Here is a 13,702-nt window from a genome sequence, read left to right on the forward strand (position 1 = left end):
GCTCGCGGCTGGCGGCGCCCGCACTGGTCGACGGGGGCGTAGGCATCCTGGTCGCGCCGCACGGCCGGCTCCTGCTGGCGCTCAGGGTCGCCGTGCGGTGCGACCGCGTCGACGCCTACGAAGTGATCGCCGATCCCGCCCGGCTGCGGCGGCTGACGATCACCATGCTGCCCGACTGATCCCGATCAACCGCGTCCTTGCGCCGACGGCCGCTCGCGCTTCCCGTGCAAACTGAATCGGCCGCGTAAGCGCGGAGGGGAACCACTCGCCGGGCCACTCCCGTTCGATCAGCGCGTGGCCAGCGGCTCCCGATCGCCGTTGGGCTCGGCCAGTTCCGCCAGCCTGCGTCGGCGGAAATCCCGTGGTGTCTCACCGAAGCGCGCCTTGAACGCCGAGGAGAACCACGCGGGGGTGAATCCGGCGTGGACGGCCAGTTCCTGGATCGGGACTTCCTCGCGGGCCGGATCCTCGAGCAGATCACGTGCGGCGCGCAGCGCCTCGTCCCGCCGCACGTCGCGGTAGGTGGTGCCCATTTGTTGCAGCACCGACCGCAGCTGCCGCGGCGACCAGCCCAACGCGCGCGCCACGGCGGGCAGTCGCAGGTCACCTCGTCCGACGTTGGCTCGCACGTACTGCCGGACCTGCGCGGCGATCTTGGCGTGATGGGCTCGCTGCGGGTGGGTGTCGCCGAGCGAGATCAGGCACAGCAGCTCGGCGATGCGGTCGCAGACCGCGTTGAACTCGCGGTCGGAGAGGTTCTCCTGTTCGGTGTGGGTGCTGCGGATCATGGCCTGCGCGACGCGGCCGAGGCCGGAGTCCAGGTCGATCGTCATGCTCCGCGCGGCAATGGGTCCCGCACGGTTATCCAGTTCCGCGCGCGGAACCTGGAAGGCGTACGCGGACAACAGCGGGATGTGCAACTGGCACAGGTCGTCCAATGCGGTCACCGCGGCCTGGCCGGACCGCGCCTGCGTCACCTCATCCCGGTATCGAACCGAGTACACGCCCTGCTGGGGGACGACAACCCAGTAGAAGTCGTCGCACGGCTCATGGCGGATGTTCGTCCGCGTGCGATAGGACGTAGAGATGCCGCGCTGCTCCCAGCGCAATAGTCGATAGACAGCCGATTCCTGAACCGTCAGCCCCGAATACCACCGCTCGGGATCGCCGTACTCGTAGTCCATGGGAACGAAGCTGTTGGCGATTGTGGTCCACGACTTCGCATCGCTCGCGGTCACGCCATAGCACTTCATGGTGACAACCTATCGCCGTCGGTTCACCGATGCCCTATTGTCCACCAACACAGCACGATCCGCTGGTGTTCCACGCTGCGCACCCGCCCCATCGAGGACCAGCAGTGTGCCCATCCTCTGTGACCGTTCACAGCGACGCATCGACCGGCCTCCCGTGCTCGCACAGAACCCGTGGATCGGGTCCGTGACGAGGATCGACGGATTAGTGTGAATGCGCTGCACACCAATTGTGGGCGGAAGGGAGTCGCCAATGTCCGTCGACAGTTCGGCCCGGCCGAGCCTCACCCTGTCCGGGAAGCCGATGTCGTCCCCGCTGAAAGACGTCCGCGGGGTATCGCGTCAGATGGTCGGCCACTTCGTCGAGAACGTCATCCCGTGCGGCACCCTGCCGGGCGATGCCATCTCCGGCGACGTCACCACCATCACCCGGGTCTGCCTGGAGCTGGCGGTGAGCATGCTGGACGGACAGGACCTGCCGGAGAAGCTCCAGCGGCTCGGCGACGCCGCGGCGGGATGGGCGCGCGAGGGCGTGCCGATCGACACCATCCACCACTCCATCCACGAGGGCTTCAAGATGGGGCTCGACCTCGTGGTGTCCAACGCGTCGATCAAGGACTACGACAACCTGGTCGACGGCGCCAAAATGGTCGTCGAGATGCTCGACATGATCAACTCGGCGGTCTCCTTGGCGTACGTCCGCGAGCTGCGGGCAGTCGTCAGCGAGCACCATACGGCGGTGCACACGCTGACCTCCGCGCTGCTGGGCGGGCACAGCACCTCCACCATGGCGCGCGAATGCGGCATCGCCATCGCGTCCTCGTATGCCGTGCTGGCCGTGGCGATTCCGCCGCACCGCGAGGAACGCAATCCCATGGTGGACGGCAAGGTGGTCGCGCGCAGGAAACTGCGCCGGGTCCAGGCCGAGCTGGCCACCCGGTGTGGCGAGGCCGCCCTCTCGCTGCTGAGCGTGGACGGCGGCACCGTGCTGATCCCGACCGGCCACCTCGACAACGACCAGCTGGACGCGCTGGTCACCCAGCTTTCGCACGCCGCGCAGGTAGGTATCACCGCGACAATGGTCGAGGCCGCCCCCGCACAGATTCCCACCGCCGCCGACCAGGCGCACGAACTGCTCGACATGGTGCAGCGGTTGCAGGCGGTAGCCGGACTCTACCGCTTCGATGAGCTGGCGCTGGAATACCAGCTGACCCGGCCGGGGCCCGGCCGGGAATACCTCGGCTCCCTGCTGGACCCGCTGGACGCACACCCCGAGCTGCTGGAGACGCTCCAGCGGCACATCGCCAACAACCTCAACCGGCAGCGCACCGCCCGCGTGCTGCACGTGCACACCAACACCGTGGACTACCGGCTCAAGCGGATCGGGCAGCTCACCGGTTTCGATCCGACGCAGCCGTCGGGCCTGTGGTACCTGCGCTCGGCGCTGGTGGCGCGCACGTATCGCCGCACACCGATGGCCACGTCAGCCGATTCCGACCGCTCGAGCTGACCGGCGCGACTAGCTAGGTCATGTCTCCTGATAGCTTCAGCCGTTCAACCGCAAGCGCCATGACAATCCCGGCCCGATAGCTACAGGCCGGCTTGTCATAGCGAGTCGCCACACCACGCCAGTGCTCGGCCTTGTCGAACGCGTTAGCGCGCGAACGGCGAACCCACCCACGTGCTTCCGCTGAAACTCCCCTCCGAGCATCGGCGTTACCCGTGGATTACCGGCCATCCATATCGTGTCAGGCAGGGGTTCGCCCGCAGCACAACAGTTTTGGGACGTATCATGACTTCGCACCCAGTCGCGGTTTCCGGTCCGGTCACGGTGGGGCTCGCTTCGGTGATCGCCGAGCACAAAGCGCGCCGTCCCGATGCCGTCGCCCTGATCTGCGGTGAGCGGGAAATCACCTATTCAACCTTGCATCGCGTTGCATGTCGTGCTGCCAATGCGATCCTGGCTGCGGGACTGGAACCCAGCGCCCGCATCGGTTATCTCGGCCTGGACAGTGCACGGTACTACCAGTTGCTTGTCGCCGCGGCGCACACGGGGGTTGTGCTGGTGCCGATCAACCGTCGGCTGACCATGAATGAAATTGCCTATGTTCTGGACGATTCCGATTGCAGCCTGCTTTTTGCCGACAGTGCTCACGAGACGGTCGCGCGGCAGGCGGTGCGGGGCAGCGCTGCCGATACCCGCCTGCTGCTCCTCGACGGCGACGGTACCCCGGGCTCGGATTTCGCCGCATGGTGCGCCCCATTTTCCGAGCACTGTCCTGAGTCCGTTGTCCCGCAGCATGATCCGATATTGCAGCTGTACACCAGCGGCACCACGGGACAGCCCAAGGGTGTGGTCATTTCGCAGCAGACCCTGTTCGCGGTGCGGGACATGCGGCGCGCGCCGGACATGCCCTGGCTCGCGGTGCCGCAGGGCGAGCGGTGCCTCGTCGCCATCCCGGGTTTTCATATGGCCGGGCTGACCTGGGTGGTCCAGGGTTTGCTCGACGGCATCACGACCGTTGTTCTCCCGGAGTTCACACCCGGCTCGGCCGTGCGCACGATTCGGGAGCGAGCGGTCACCGCACTCTGTGCGGTTCCGGCGATGCTGGCGCTGCTCATCGCCGAACCAGATGTGACCGAAGGGGATTTCGCGAGTCTGCGTCAAGTGGCCTATGCGGGTTCCCCGATACCCGACGATGTGCTCACCCGCTGTCTGGCCCGGTTCGGCTGCGACTTCCTCCAGTTCTACGGCATGACCGAGACCGGGACGCCGATCACGTTCCTGTCGCCGCAGGACCACGTCCCAGGCAGCCCACGGCTCCGGTCGGCGGGCCGCCCGCATTCCCTCGCCGAGGTCATGGTGGTCGATCGGACCGGAGATCCCGTGCCGCCCCGAGAAGTCGGAGAGATCGTCGTGCTCGGTCCGGCACCGATGCTCGGCTATTGGAAACGTCCCGATGCCACCGCGGCCACCCTGGCCGACGGCTGGGTCCGCACCGGCGATGCGGGCTGGCTGGACGAGGACGGCTACCTCTTCATCAGCGACCGGATCAAGGACGTCATCATCGTCGCCGGTGAGAACGTCTATCCGGCCGAGGTCGAGAACGCGATCGCGGCGCATCCGGCGGTGCGCGAGGTCGCTGTCGTCGGCGTGCCCGACGATCGCTGGGGCGAGGCCGTGCGCGCCTTCGTCGTACTGACCTCCGGGCAATCGGTCACTCCGTTCGAATTGACGCTGCATCTACGCGACCGGCTGGCCTCCTTCAAGCGCCCCGGACACATCGAGTTCGTCGACGCGCTGCCACGCAATGCCGCAGGCAAGGTGCTGCGCCGCACCCTGCGCGATCCGTTCTGGTCCGGCCGTGAGCGAGCGGTGAACTAGCGATAAGGGGGCGCGGCATAGGGGTACTGCGCCGAGCGGCCGTGCTGCTACACCTGGGTGACCGCATTGGTCACTGATCGGGAGGCGGCAGAATGGAATTCCGTATGCTCGGCGCGCTGGAGATCAGGGCCGACGGCGACCGGATCGTTCTGGGCGGCATCACGCGCCGCGCCGTGCTCGGTTATCTGCTGCTGCATGACAATCAGGTCGTCGCGACCAGCCGGATCCGGGATGCGCTCTGGCACGGCGATCCACCGCCGACGGCGCGCAAGATCGTGCAGAACGCGGTGTCGGCCATCCGCAAAACGCTTCCCGACGGCGACGGCGCCCCGCGGCTGCTGACCGAAGCACCGGGCTACCGGCTCCGCGTCGACCCGGAATCGATCGACCTGCATCGCTTTCGGAGATCGAGCCGGCTCGGCCGGGCGGCGCTGGCCGCCGGGGCCGCCGAACGCGGTCGGGTGCTGCTGCGGGCGGCGGTGGGGATGTGGTCCGGGGACGCGCTCGCCGATCTGGTGGAAGGCGGCATGCTGTGGAACGAGCTGACCGCACTCGAGGACGAACGGCTCACCGTCCACGAGGACTGCCTGGAGGCCGAACTCGCCTGCGGGCGGCACCGCGAGATCACCCCGGAACTGGAGATGCTCACCACGACGACGCCGCTGCGGGAGGGTTTCCACCGGCAGTACATGCTTGCGCTGTACCGGTCGGGGCGCCAGGCGGACGCGCTGGCGGTGTATCACCGCTCCCGCGCCGCACTCGTCGACAGCCTCGGCATCGAGCCGGGCCGCGAGCTCCAGCGGCTGTACCAGCTGATCTTGGAGCAAGATTTTTCCTTGCAAGCCACCGCTTTTCGGCCACCGGCCTGATCCGGCCAGGGGCGGGGATCACCCGCCCCGGCCGGGTCAGTCCAGCTGATCGATGAACTCGAACAGCTCGCTGTCGTCGGCGGTGCCGAGATCACCAGCGAGCACAGTCTCGGGAGTGTCGTCGTCGAGTTCCCGAAGCACGGCCCGCAGGCGCGCCGCCAGATCGCGACGGTCCTCGGCGGACAGTTCCGCCGCGGCGCAATCGTGGGCCAGCGCCTCCACCTCGCCCCGCAATCGTGCGGGGGCATCGTCGACGGGCGCGATCTCCTGCCGGATGTACTGCGCGAGCGCGGCGGGCGTGGGGTGGTCGAAGACCACCGTGGCGCCGAGGTTGATCCCCACGGCCGATTTGAGCCGGTTGCGGAATTCGAGGACACCGAGGGAGTCGAAACCGAGTTCCTGGAACGGCCGGTTCGGGTCGATCGCATCGGGTGTGGCATGGCCGAGCACCGCGGCGGCGTGCGCGCGGATGGCGTCGACGATGACGCGGGTCTGCTCGGCTGGATCGAGACCGAGCAGGCCAGCGGCGAATTTCGCCGGTTCACTCGACCGTGCCGCCGCCGCGCGGCGGGAGGTCCGGGCCAGGCCCCGCAGCATCGCGGGTAGCTCCGCCGGATCCATGGCCGACAGGACCGAAGTGTCCAGCCGGGCCGCCACTACCGCGGCCTGCCCACTCCCCAGCGCGGCGTCGAACAGCGCCATACCCTGTTCGTCACCGATGGGCAGCATGCCCTCCCGCCGCATCCGAGCCCAGTCCTGGTCGCCCAGGTGGGCGGTCATTCCGCTGCCGCTGCGCCAGGCGCCCCAGGCAACCGCGGTCGCCGGGCGACCGGCCAGACGCCGCTGCCGGGCCAGTGCGTCGAGGAAGGCGTTGGCGGCGGCATAGTTCGCCTGTCCGGGGCTGCCCAGCACACCCGCGATCGAGGAGTACACGACGAAGGCCGCGAGGTCGGCGTCGGCGGTGAGCTCGTGCAGATGCCACGCGGCATCGACTTTGGGGCCGAAGACCGCGGCCAGGCGCTCGGCGGTCATCGATTCGAAGGTACCGTCGTCGAGCACACCGGCGGTGTGGATCACCGCCGTCAACGGATGCTCCGGCGCGATCGCCGACACGACGCCCGCGAGCGCGTTCCGGTCGGCGGCATCGGCGGCGACGATATCGACGTGGGCCCCGTGTGCGGTGAGTTCGGCGGCCAGCTCGGCGGCGCCGTCCGCCGCCGGACCACGGCGGCTCACCAGAACCAGGCGCCGGGCCCCGCGGGTGGTGACCAGGTGGCGGGCAGCCACGGCGCCGAGGCCGCCCGTGCCACCGGTCACCAGCACGGTGCCCGCCGGATCCAGCGGCACGGGCACAGACAGGACGTTCTTGCCGATGTGGCGCGCCTGACTCATGAAGCGGAACAGATCGGGCGTTTCGCGGATATCCCATGCGGTCACCGGAATCGGTTGCAACGCATCGGATTCGAACAGCATGGCCAGGGCTCTCAGCATCTCGCCGAGCCGGTCGGGCCCGGCTTCGGCGAGATGGAAGGCACGGTAGCGCACTCCGGGATGGTCGCGGGCCACCTCGTCCGGGTCACGCCGGTCGGTCATGCCCATCTCGATGAACCGGCCGCCATCGGACAGCAGCCGCAACGACGCGTCCACGAAGTCACCGGCGAGCGAGTCGAGGACGACGTCGACGCCGCGGCCGCCGGTGGCGGACCGGAATTTCTCCTCGAAGTCGAGGGTGCGTGAGTCGCCGATGTGCGCGTCGTCGAATCCCAGGCCGCGCAGTACTTCCCATTTCGGTGTGCTGGCGGTGACGTATAGTTCCGCGCCCAGGTGCCGCGCCAGCTGCACCGCTGCCATACCGACTCCTCCGGTGGCGGCGTGCAGCAGCAGCGTCTCTTCTGCCCGTAGTCCGGCCAGATCGACGAGCCCGTAGTAGGCGGTGGCGAACACCACCGGTGTCGACGCGCCCTGCGCGAAGGTCCACCGCTGCGGCATCCGCACCACCAGACGCCGATCGGTGACGGCGGTCGAGCCGATCCCGGGCAGGAATCCCATCACGCGGTCGCCGGGCGCGAAATCCGTGACGTCCGGGGCGACCTCGATGATGACACCGGCGCCCTCACCGCCGATCGTCGCCTCCGGATCGGGATACATGCCGAGCACGATCAGCACATCACGGAAGTTCACGCCGACTGCGCGGACGGCGATGCGGAGCTGACCGGGCAGCAGCGGTGCGGACGCGTCGGGATCGGCGGCGAAGCCGAGGTTGTCCGCGCTCAGGGTGCCTTTTCCGAGGGGCCGCAGCTGCCAGGCGGTGGTGTCGAGCAGCTCGCTCGGCTCGATGGTCTCGGTGCTCGGCCGGCTCAGCCGGGTGGTGAACAGGACGCCGCGGCGCACGGCCAGCTCCGGCTGCGCCGTGGCCACCGCCCGCTGCACCGCATCCCGGTACCGTTCGGGGTCGTCGAGGTCGAGCAGCACCAGGCGTCCTGGGTTTTCGTTCTGCGCGCTGCGCAGCAGACCCCAGACCGCCGCGCCCGCCGGATCGGGAGCCTCGGCGTCCTCGACGGCCACCGCCCGCCGGGTCACCACGATCAGTGTCCGGTCTGCGACGGCCTCGTCGACCAGCAGCCGCTGCACCCGCTCTTGGACGGCGCTCACTTGCCGCAGTGTGAATGAGGCTGCGCTGCCCGCGCTTTCACTTTCGGTGCCGTCCTCGAAGGCGAACACCACCGCGACGGGGCGGCCGTTCACGGTCACCGTGGCAGCGGCGGCGTCGCCCGGCGCTACCGGCGTGGCCGACCACGGTTCATCGAGGGCGGCGGCCGCGTCCGGCACCTGCGTCCAGCTCGCTACCAGCAGATCGGTGTTGGCCGCCCGCTTGACCGTCAGCGATTCGCGCGGCAGCGCCCGCAGCGATAGCGCGGCCACCTTGCCGACGGGTGCGCCGCCGGCGTCGGCGAGCGTCAGCGCGATGCGGTCGCCGCCGGGTGCGGTCAGCCGGACGCGCAGCGATGAGGCGCCCACGGCATAGAGCGACACTCCTTCCCATGAGAACGGCACCGATACCTCGGCGCTGTCGTCGGCGGGCGGTGCGCCCAGGGCAATGGCGTGCAGCGCCGCGTCCAGCAGGGCGGGATGCAGCCCGAAGCGCTCCGCCGCCGACCGTGCCTGTTCGGGCAGATCGACCTCGGCGAACAGGTCTTCCCCGAGCCGCCACAGTGCGGTCAGCCCGCGGAACAGCGGTCCGTACCGGTAGCCGCGCTCCGCCAGATCCCGGTACCCTTCCACGAGGTCGACCGGTTCCGCTCCTTGCGGCGGCCAGGTGGTGAGTTCGCCTGCGCCAGAATGTCTTTCAGTATCCTCGATCGGTGCTACGAGACCGGTCGCATGGCAGGTCCAATCGGCGCCGCCGCCGGGTTCGGCCTGCGGGCGGGAGTACACCGTGAGCGACCGTTCGCCGGTGTCGTCCGGCTCTCTCGCCACGATCCGCAATTCGACGCCGCCCGCCGCCGGAATCGGCAGCGGCGCCTGCAACACCAACTCCGCCAGCCGCGGGCAGTCCACCAGAGTGCCCACGTGCAGGGCCAATTCGACGAAGGCCGTGCCCGGCAGCAGTACCGTGCCGCCGATATCGTGGTCGGCCAGCCACGGGTGACTGCGCAGCGACAGCAGGCCGCTGCACACGACCTCCGCCGAGTCCGGCAGTCGCACGACCGCGCCGAGCAGCGGATGTCCGGCATCCTCCAGACCGGACTGCCGCACGTCGGCGGACCCGCCCGGCTCCAACCAGAAACGCCGGTGCTGGAACGGATAGGTCGGCAGTTCGACCGCCCTGGCCCCGCTGCCAGCAAACACTTCGGCCCAATTCACCTGCGCCCCAGCGCAATATCCCGCAGCCAGCGCGCCCATCAGCGCCACCGGCTCCCGATCCGTGCCGGGGGTGCGCAGCAGTGGGCCCGTGGTCGGCCGGGCCGGGCCGGTCGCGGCGGCCTGCTGCATCAAAGTGGTCAGAGCCGCGCCGGGGCCGGCCTCCCACGCCACGGTGACCTGTTCCGGACCTAGTAGCCGCTGCGCCGCAGCGAAGAACCGCACGGGCTGGCGCACCTGGCTCGACCAGTAAGCGGGCGAACGCAATTCGTCGTCACTCGCGGGTTGCCCAGTGACGGTCGAGACGATCGGGATCGCCGGACGATGATAGGTCAGGCCCGCGCAGACCCGTTCGAACTCGGCCAGCATCGGATCCATGCGAGGCGAATGGAAGGCGTGGCTGACGATCAACCGCTTCGTCTTCGCACCGCTCGCCGCCAGGATCGCGGCGATCTCGTCTACGGCATCCTCGTCACCCGAAAGTACCAGCGACCGTGGCCCGTTCACCGCGGCGATACCGACGCGATCGGCGCGGTCGGCGACGAACTCGGCGACCTCGGCCTCATCGGCGGTGACCGAGACCATGGTGCCGCCTTCCGGCAGCGCCTGCATCAACCGCGCCCGCGCCGAGACCAGCGTGCACGCGTCCGACAGCGACCACACCCCGGCCACATAGGCTGCGGCGATCTCGCCGATGGAGTGGCCCACGAGGTGATCCGGGGTCACGCCCCAGGATTGCAGCAGCCGGAACAGCGCGACGCTGATGGTGAACAGGGCGGGCTGGGTGTATTCGGTGCGATCCAGCAGCGCCGCCTGCGCAGTGCCGGGCGCGGCGAAGATCACCTCACGCAGGCGCACCGGCCAGTCCCGGTTGGTGGTGTCGAACTGCTCGCAGACCTCGTCGAACCGTTCGGCGACCACCGGATAGGCCCGGTAGAGACGGGCGCCCATGCCGGGCCGCTGTGCGCCCTGGCCCGGGAACATGACCGCGGAGCGGACGTCGCGCCCGGCGGCGCCGCGCACCACAGCAACCGAGTCCTGCTGTGCCGCCAAGGATTCCACGGCACCCAGTAGTTCAGCGCGATCGCTGCCGAGCAGGACGGCACGCTGCTCGAATTCCGCCCGGGTGACGGCCAGGGCATAGCCGATGTCACCGGCATCAGCATCCGGTTCGTCCTTCAGGCGGGCGAGCAGCCGTTCGGCTTGCGCCACCACCGCCGCGTCGGTGCGGGCCGACAGCACCCACGGCGTCACGGGAAGCGAAACCTTCGGCGGCACAGCGGTTTCCGGCGTGATCGCGGGCGGCTCCTCGATGATCAGGTGCGCGTTGGTGCCGCTGATGCCGAACGACGACACCCCCGCCCGGCGCGGTCGGTCGCGCCGCGGCCACGGTCGCGCCCGCGTCAGCAGGCGCACACTGTCGGCCCAGTCGACGTGTTCGGTGGGCCGGTCCACGTTCAGCGTGCGCGGCAGCGTGTCATGCCGCAGCGCCAGCACCGTCTTGATGATCGCGGCGACGCCGGCCGCCGCCTGCGTATGGCCCAGATTCGATTTGACCGACCCCAGCCACAGCGGGCCGCCGCGGCGCGCCCGCCCGTAGGTGGACAGCAGCGCCTGCACCTCGATGGGATCGCCGAGCACCGTTCCGGTGCCGTGTCCTTCGACCATATCCACATCGGTGCCGGAGATTCCGGCATCGGCGAGTGCGGCGCGCACCACCCGCTCCTGCGCCGGGCCGTGCGGCGCGGCCAGGCCGTTGGAGGCGCCGTCCTGATTGACCGCCGAGCCCCGGACCAGTGCGTGGATGCGTCGGCCGTGGCGGAGCGCGCGCGAGAGCGGCTCCAGCACCAGCACGCCGACGCCCTCCGACCAGACGGTGCCGTCCGCGTCGGCGCCGTAGGGTTTGCACCGGCCGTCCGGGGCGAGACCGCGCTGCATGCTGAACGCGAGGAACGGCTGCGGCCGCGACATCACCGTGACACCACCGGCGAGGGCCATATCGCATTCGCCGCGCCGCAGCGCCTGCGCGGCCAGGTGCACGGTGACCAGCGACGACGAGCACGCGGTATCGATGGTCAGCGCCGGTCCCTCCAGCCCCAGCGTGTAGGACACCCGGCCAGAGGCCACACTGCCCGTCGTTCCGGTCATCAGATGGCCCACCAGCTCCGGTGGCACGTTCTCGCCGGCGTAGTCGTGGTAGAACAGGCCGGTGTAGACGCCGGTCGCGCTGCCGTGCATCGACGTGGGGTCGATCCCGGCGTGTTCCAGCGCTTCCCACGACACCTCCAGCAGCAACCGCTGCTGCGGGTCCGTCGCCACCGCCTCGCGGGGGGAGATTCCGAAGAATTCGGCATCGAACTCCGCGGCGCCGTCGAGAAATCCGCCGGTACGCACATAGGACTTGCCGAGCGTGCCCGGTTCCGGATCGAATACGTCCGGCCAGCCGCGGTCGGCCGGGAACTCCGACAGCACCGCCCGTTCCTCGGCGAGTACCTGCCACAGATCCTCGGGTCCGGCGATGCCGCCCGGATACCGGCAGGCCATGCCGACGATCGCGATCGGTTCCTCCGATCCGGTGCCCGGCGGCCCGGCGGCGCCGTCCGCGACGGGTCCGCCGTCGATCAGTCGCGCCCGCAACAGTTCCGCGAGCCGGTCGACGGTCGGATAGTCGAAGGTCACCGCCGCCGTCAATGCGATGCCGGTGACCGCACCCAGTCGGTCGCGCAGTTCGACGGCCGACCGCGAGTCGAAACCGAGGTCGCCGAAGGAAGCCGTGACATCGATGACGTCCGGGCCTGCGGCGCCGAGCACGGCCGCGACCTCTCGGACGATCAGCTCGCGCAGCAGGCGTCGCTGGTCGCCGGGTGACCGGCGGCCCAGCTCGTCCCGCATATCGCCTGCGCCGTGCCCGCCATTCGCCTCTGGCATTGCGATCTCCTCGAATGTCGTTGCGCTGCATGCCGAATGGTCTTCGTCGACCGGTTCGAGCGTAAGGAGGCGCCGGTCTGCGACCGTCCACCGTGCGGTAATCGCCGTTACCGCTGCGCTCCGGCGAGCAGCTGTTCGGCGGCGCCGGCCCCGGATCGGACGCACGCCTCGAGCGACGTGCCCAGCAGGTAGTCACCCGCCAGTGCCAGGCCGGCGGCGACCGGAACCTCGTGGTTCAGCCTGCCCACGAATTCGCCGTGGAATGGCAGGTAGGCGCAATACGCCCCGGGCCACCGCCATACGGCCGCCCGCCGCCGCACGACCGCCTCGATCCCGAGTTGGGCGATGGTGCGCTCCTCGGCGCGCGCCAGCCACGTCCGCAGCGCGGCCGGGGACGGTACCGGCCGGGCGGCGCGACCGGTGAATGTGTAGCGGACGAGCTCGCGCCGGTCGGCTCCGTAGGGGGCGACGGTGCGGCACGGCCCGTCGTCGAAGGTCAGCGAAGCGATGCCGGGGGCGAAAATCGGGCGCCGGTACTCGGCCAGCACCACGGTGGCGGGCAGGTACCGGATCTGGCCGAGCAGTTTGCCCAGTGCCGGGAAACCGTCGGAAACCAGGCCTGCGGCAATCGGCGCCGGGGTGGCCAGCAACACCGCGTCGTACGAGTATTCCCGTGGCGGACCGCCATTCTCGGCGAGTTCGAGGCCGTGTACGCGTTCGCGGCGGACCATGAGCCGGTGTGCGGCGGTGCGCCGCCGCAGCGTCACCCGCCGCGACAGCGCCGCGATCACCGGCTGCAACCCGTCGGTCAGCTGGTCGAAATCGTCCAGCACAGTGGCAAGGGTGGCACCGAAGGCGCCGAGATACATCTCGTCCGGTTCGGCGCCGTGGGTCCACACCGTCATCGGGCGCAGCGCGGTTTCGGTCACTGTGGCGCCGAAGTGCTGGCTGAGCGGTTTGTGGTCGCTGAGCGCGGCGAGCTTGGTGTAGTAACCCGATGGCAGCAGCCCGCCGGTGTCGCGTGCCTGGCGCGCCAGGTAGGCGAACTTGGCGATATCGGGTGGCGCTGCGCCCATGCGGAACAGATAGCGCAGTGCGGCGGGACCGTCGCGGTGGTCGACGACGACCGTTGTGTCGTCGGTGCAGCGCAACGGCAGAGTCGCGAACGGTTCGAGCGCGAACGGCCCCAGCGCGGTGAGGAATTCGCGGAACGCCGTGTATTTGCGCCCGATGAGCCGCCCGCCCGCCATGACCGGTCGCCCGCCGAGCCGGCTGACGCCGCAGCGCCCCCCGGCCTCGCTCTCGCGTTCGATGAGGTCCACGCGGTGGCCGGCCCGCTGCAGGTGGTAGGCGGCCGCCAGTCCGGACACGCCCGCGCCGACGACGGCGATATGCAGACCGGCCGCCAC

Annotated in this window: 6 protein-coding genes; 3 read left to right on the top strand and 3 right to left on the bottom strand. The window is 69.7% G+C overall.

Annotated elements, in window-relative coordinates:
• Nucleotides 1-287 precede the first annotated feature (287 nt).
• Nucleotides 288-1,253, bottom strand: a complete 966-nt coding sequence (locus NA4_RS04800) for an AraC family transcriptional regulator (RefSeq protein ID WP_067464447.1) — start codon at nucleotides 1,251-1,253, stop codon at nucleotides 288-290.
• A 250-nt stretch (nucleotides 1,254-1,503) separates the two neighbouring features.
• Here NA4_RS04800 and NA4_RS04805 point away from each other — a divergent pair, with 250 nt between their 5' ends.
• The 3 genes from NA4_RS04805 to NA4_RS04815 all read left to right on the top strand — a co-directional run bounded on the left by NA4_RS04805 (nucleotide 1,504) and on the right by NA4_RS04815 (nucleotide 5,504).
• Nucleotides 1,504-2,760 (top strand): PucR family transcriptional regulator, encoded by a 1,257-nt coding sequence (locus NA4_RS04805; protein ID WP_067464450.1) that lies wholly within the window; start codon nucleotides 1,504-1,506, stop codon nucleotides 2,758-2,760.
• A 282-nt stretch (nucleotides 2,761-3,042) separates the two neighbouring features.
• The gene (locus tag NA4_RS04810) at nucleotides 3,043-4,635 is read left to right on the top strand and encodes a long-chain-fatty-acid--CoA ligase (protein WP_067464453.1); all 1,593 of its coding nucleotides are present in this window, start codon (nucleotides 3,043-3,045) and stop codon (nucleotides 4,633-4,635) included.
• Between the two features lie 92 nt (nucleotides 4,636-4,727).
• Complete coding sequence (locus tag NA4_RS04815) at nucleotides 4,728-5,504, top strand: AfsR/SARP family transcriptional regulator (protein ID WP_067464456.1); 777 nt, start codon at nucleotides 4,728-4,730, stop codon at nucleotides 5,502-5,504.
• 36 nt (nucleotides 5,505-5,540) lie between these two features.
• Here the strand turns inward: NA4_RS04815 and NA4_RS04820 are convergent, their stop codons facing one another.
• Both NA4_RS04820 and NA4_RS04825 read right to left on the bottom strand, forming a co-directional pair.
• Nucleotides 5,541-12,293 carry a type I polyketide synthase gene (locus NA4_RS04820; RefSeq protein ID WP_067464458.1) on the bottom strand — a complete coding sequence of 2,251 codons (6,753 nt, stop codon included), beginning with the start codon at nucleotides 12,291-12,293 and terminating at the stop codon, nucleotides 5,541-5,543.
• Nucleotides 12,294-12,400: 107 nt separating this feature from the next.
• Nucleotides 12,401-13,702, bottom strand: a complete 1,302-nt coding sequence (locus tag NA4_RS04825) for a protoporphyrinogen/coproporphyrinogen oxidase (protein ID WP_067464461.1) — start codon at nucleotides 13,700-13,702, stop codon at nucleotides 12,401-12,403.

Origin of the sequence: Nocardia amamiensis NBRC 102102, from assembly GCF_001612745.1 — a bacterium.
Lineage (GTDB): Bacteria > Actinomycetota > Actinomycetes > Mycobacteriales > Mycobacteriaceae > Nocardia > Nocardia amamiensis.

What these genes read in the sequence shown, in the direction of transcription:
- NA4_RS04800 (WP_067464447.1), bottom strand. Translation starts at nt 1,253, where the DNA reads ATGAAGTGCTATGGCGTGACCGCGAGCGATGCGAAGTCGTGGACCACA.
- NA4_RS04805 (WP_067464450.1), top strand. Translation starts at nt 1,504, where the DNA reads ATGTCCGTCGACAGTTCGGCCCGGCCGAGCCTCACCCTGTCCGGGAAG.
- NA4_RS04810 (WP_067464453.1), top strand. Translation starts at nt 3,043, where the DNA reads ATGACTTCGCACCCAGTCGCGGTTTCCGGTCCGGTCACGGTGGGGCTC.
- NA4_RS04815 (WP_067464456.1), top strand. Translation starts at nt 4,728, where the DNA reads ATGGAATTCCGTATGCTCGGCGCGCTGGAGATCAGGGCCGACGGCGAC.
- NA4_RS04820 (WP_067464458.1), bottom strand. Translation starts at nt 12,293, where the DNA reads ATGCCAGAGGCGAATGGCGGGCACGGCGCAGGCGATATGCGGGACGAG.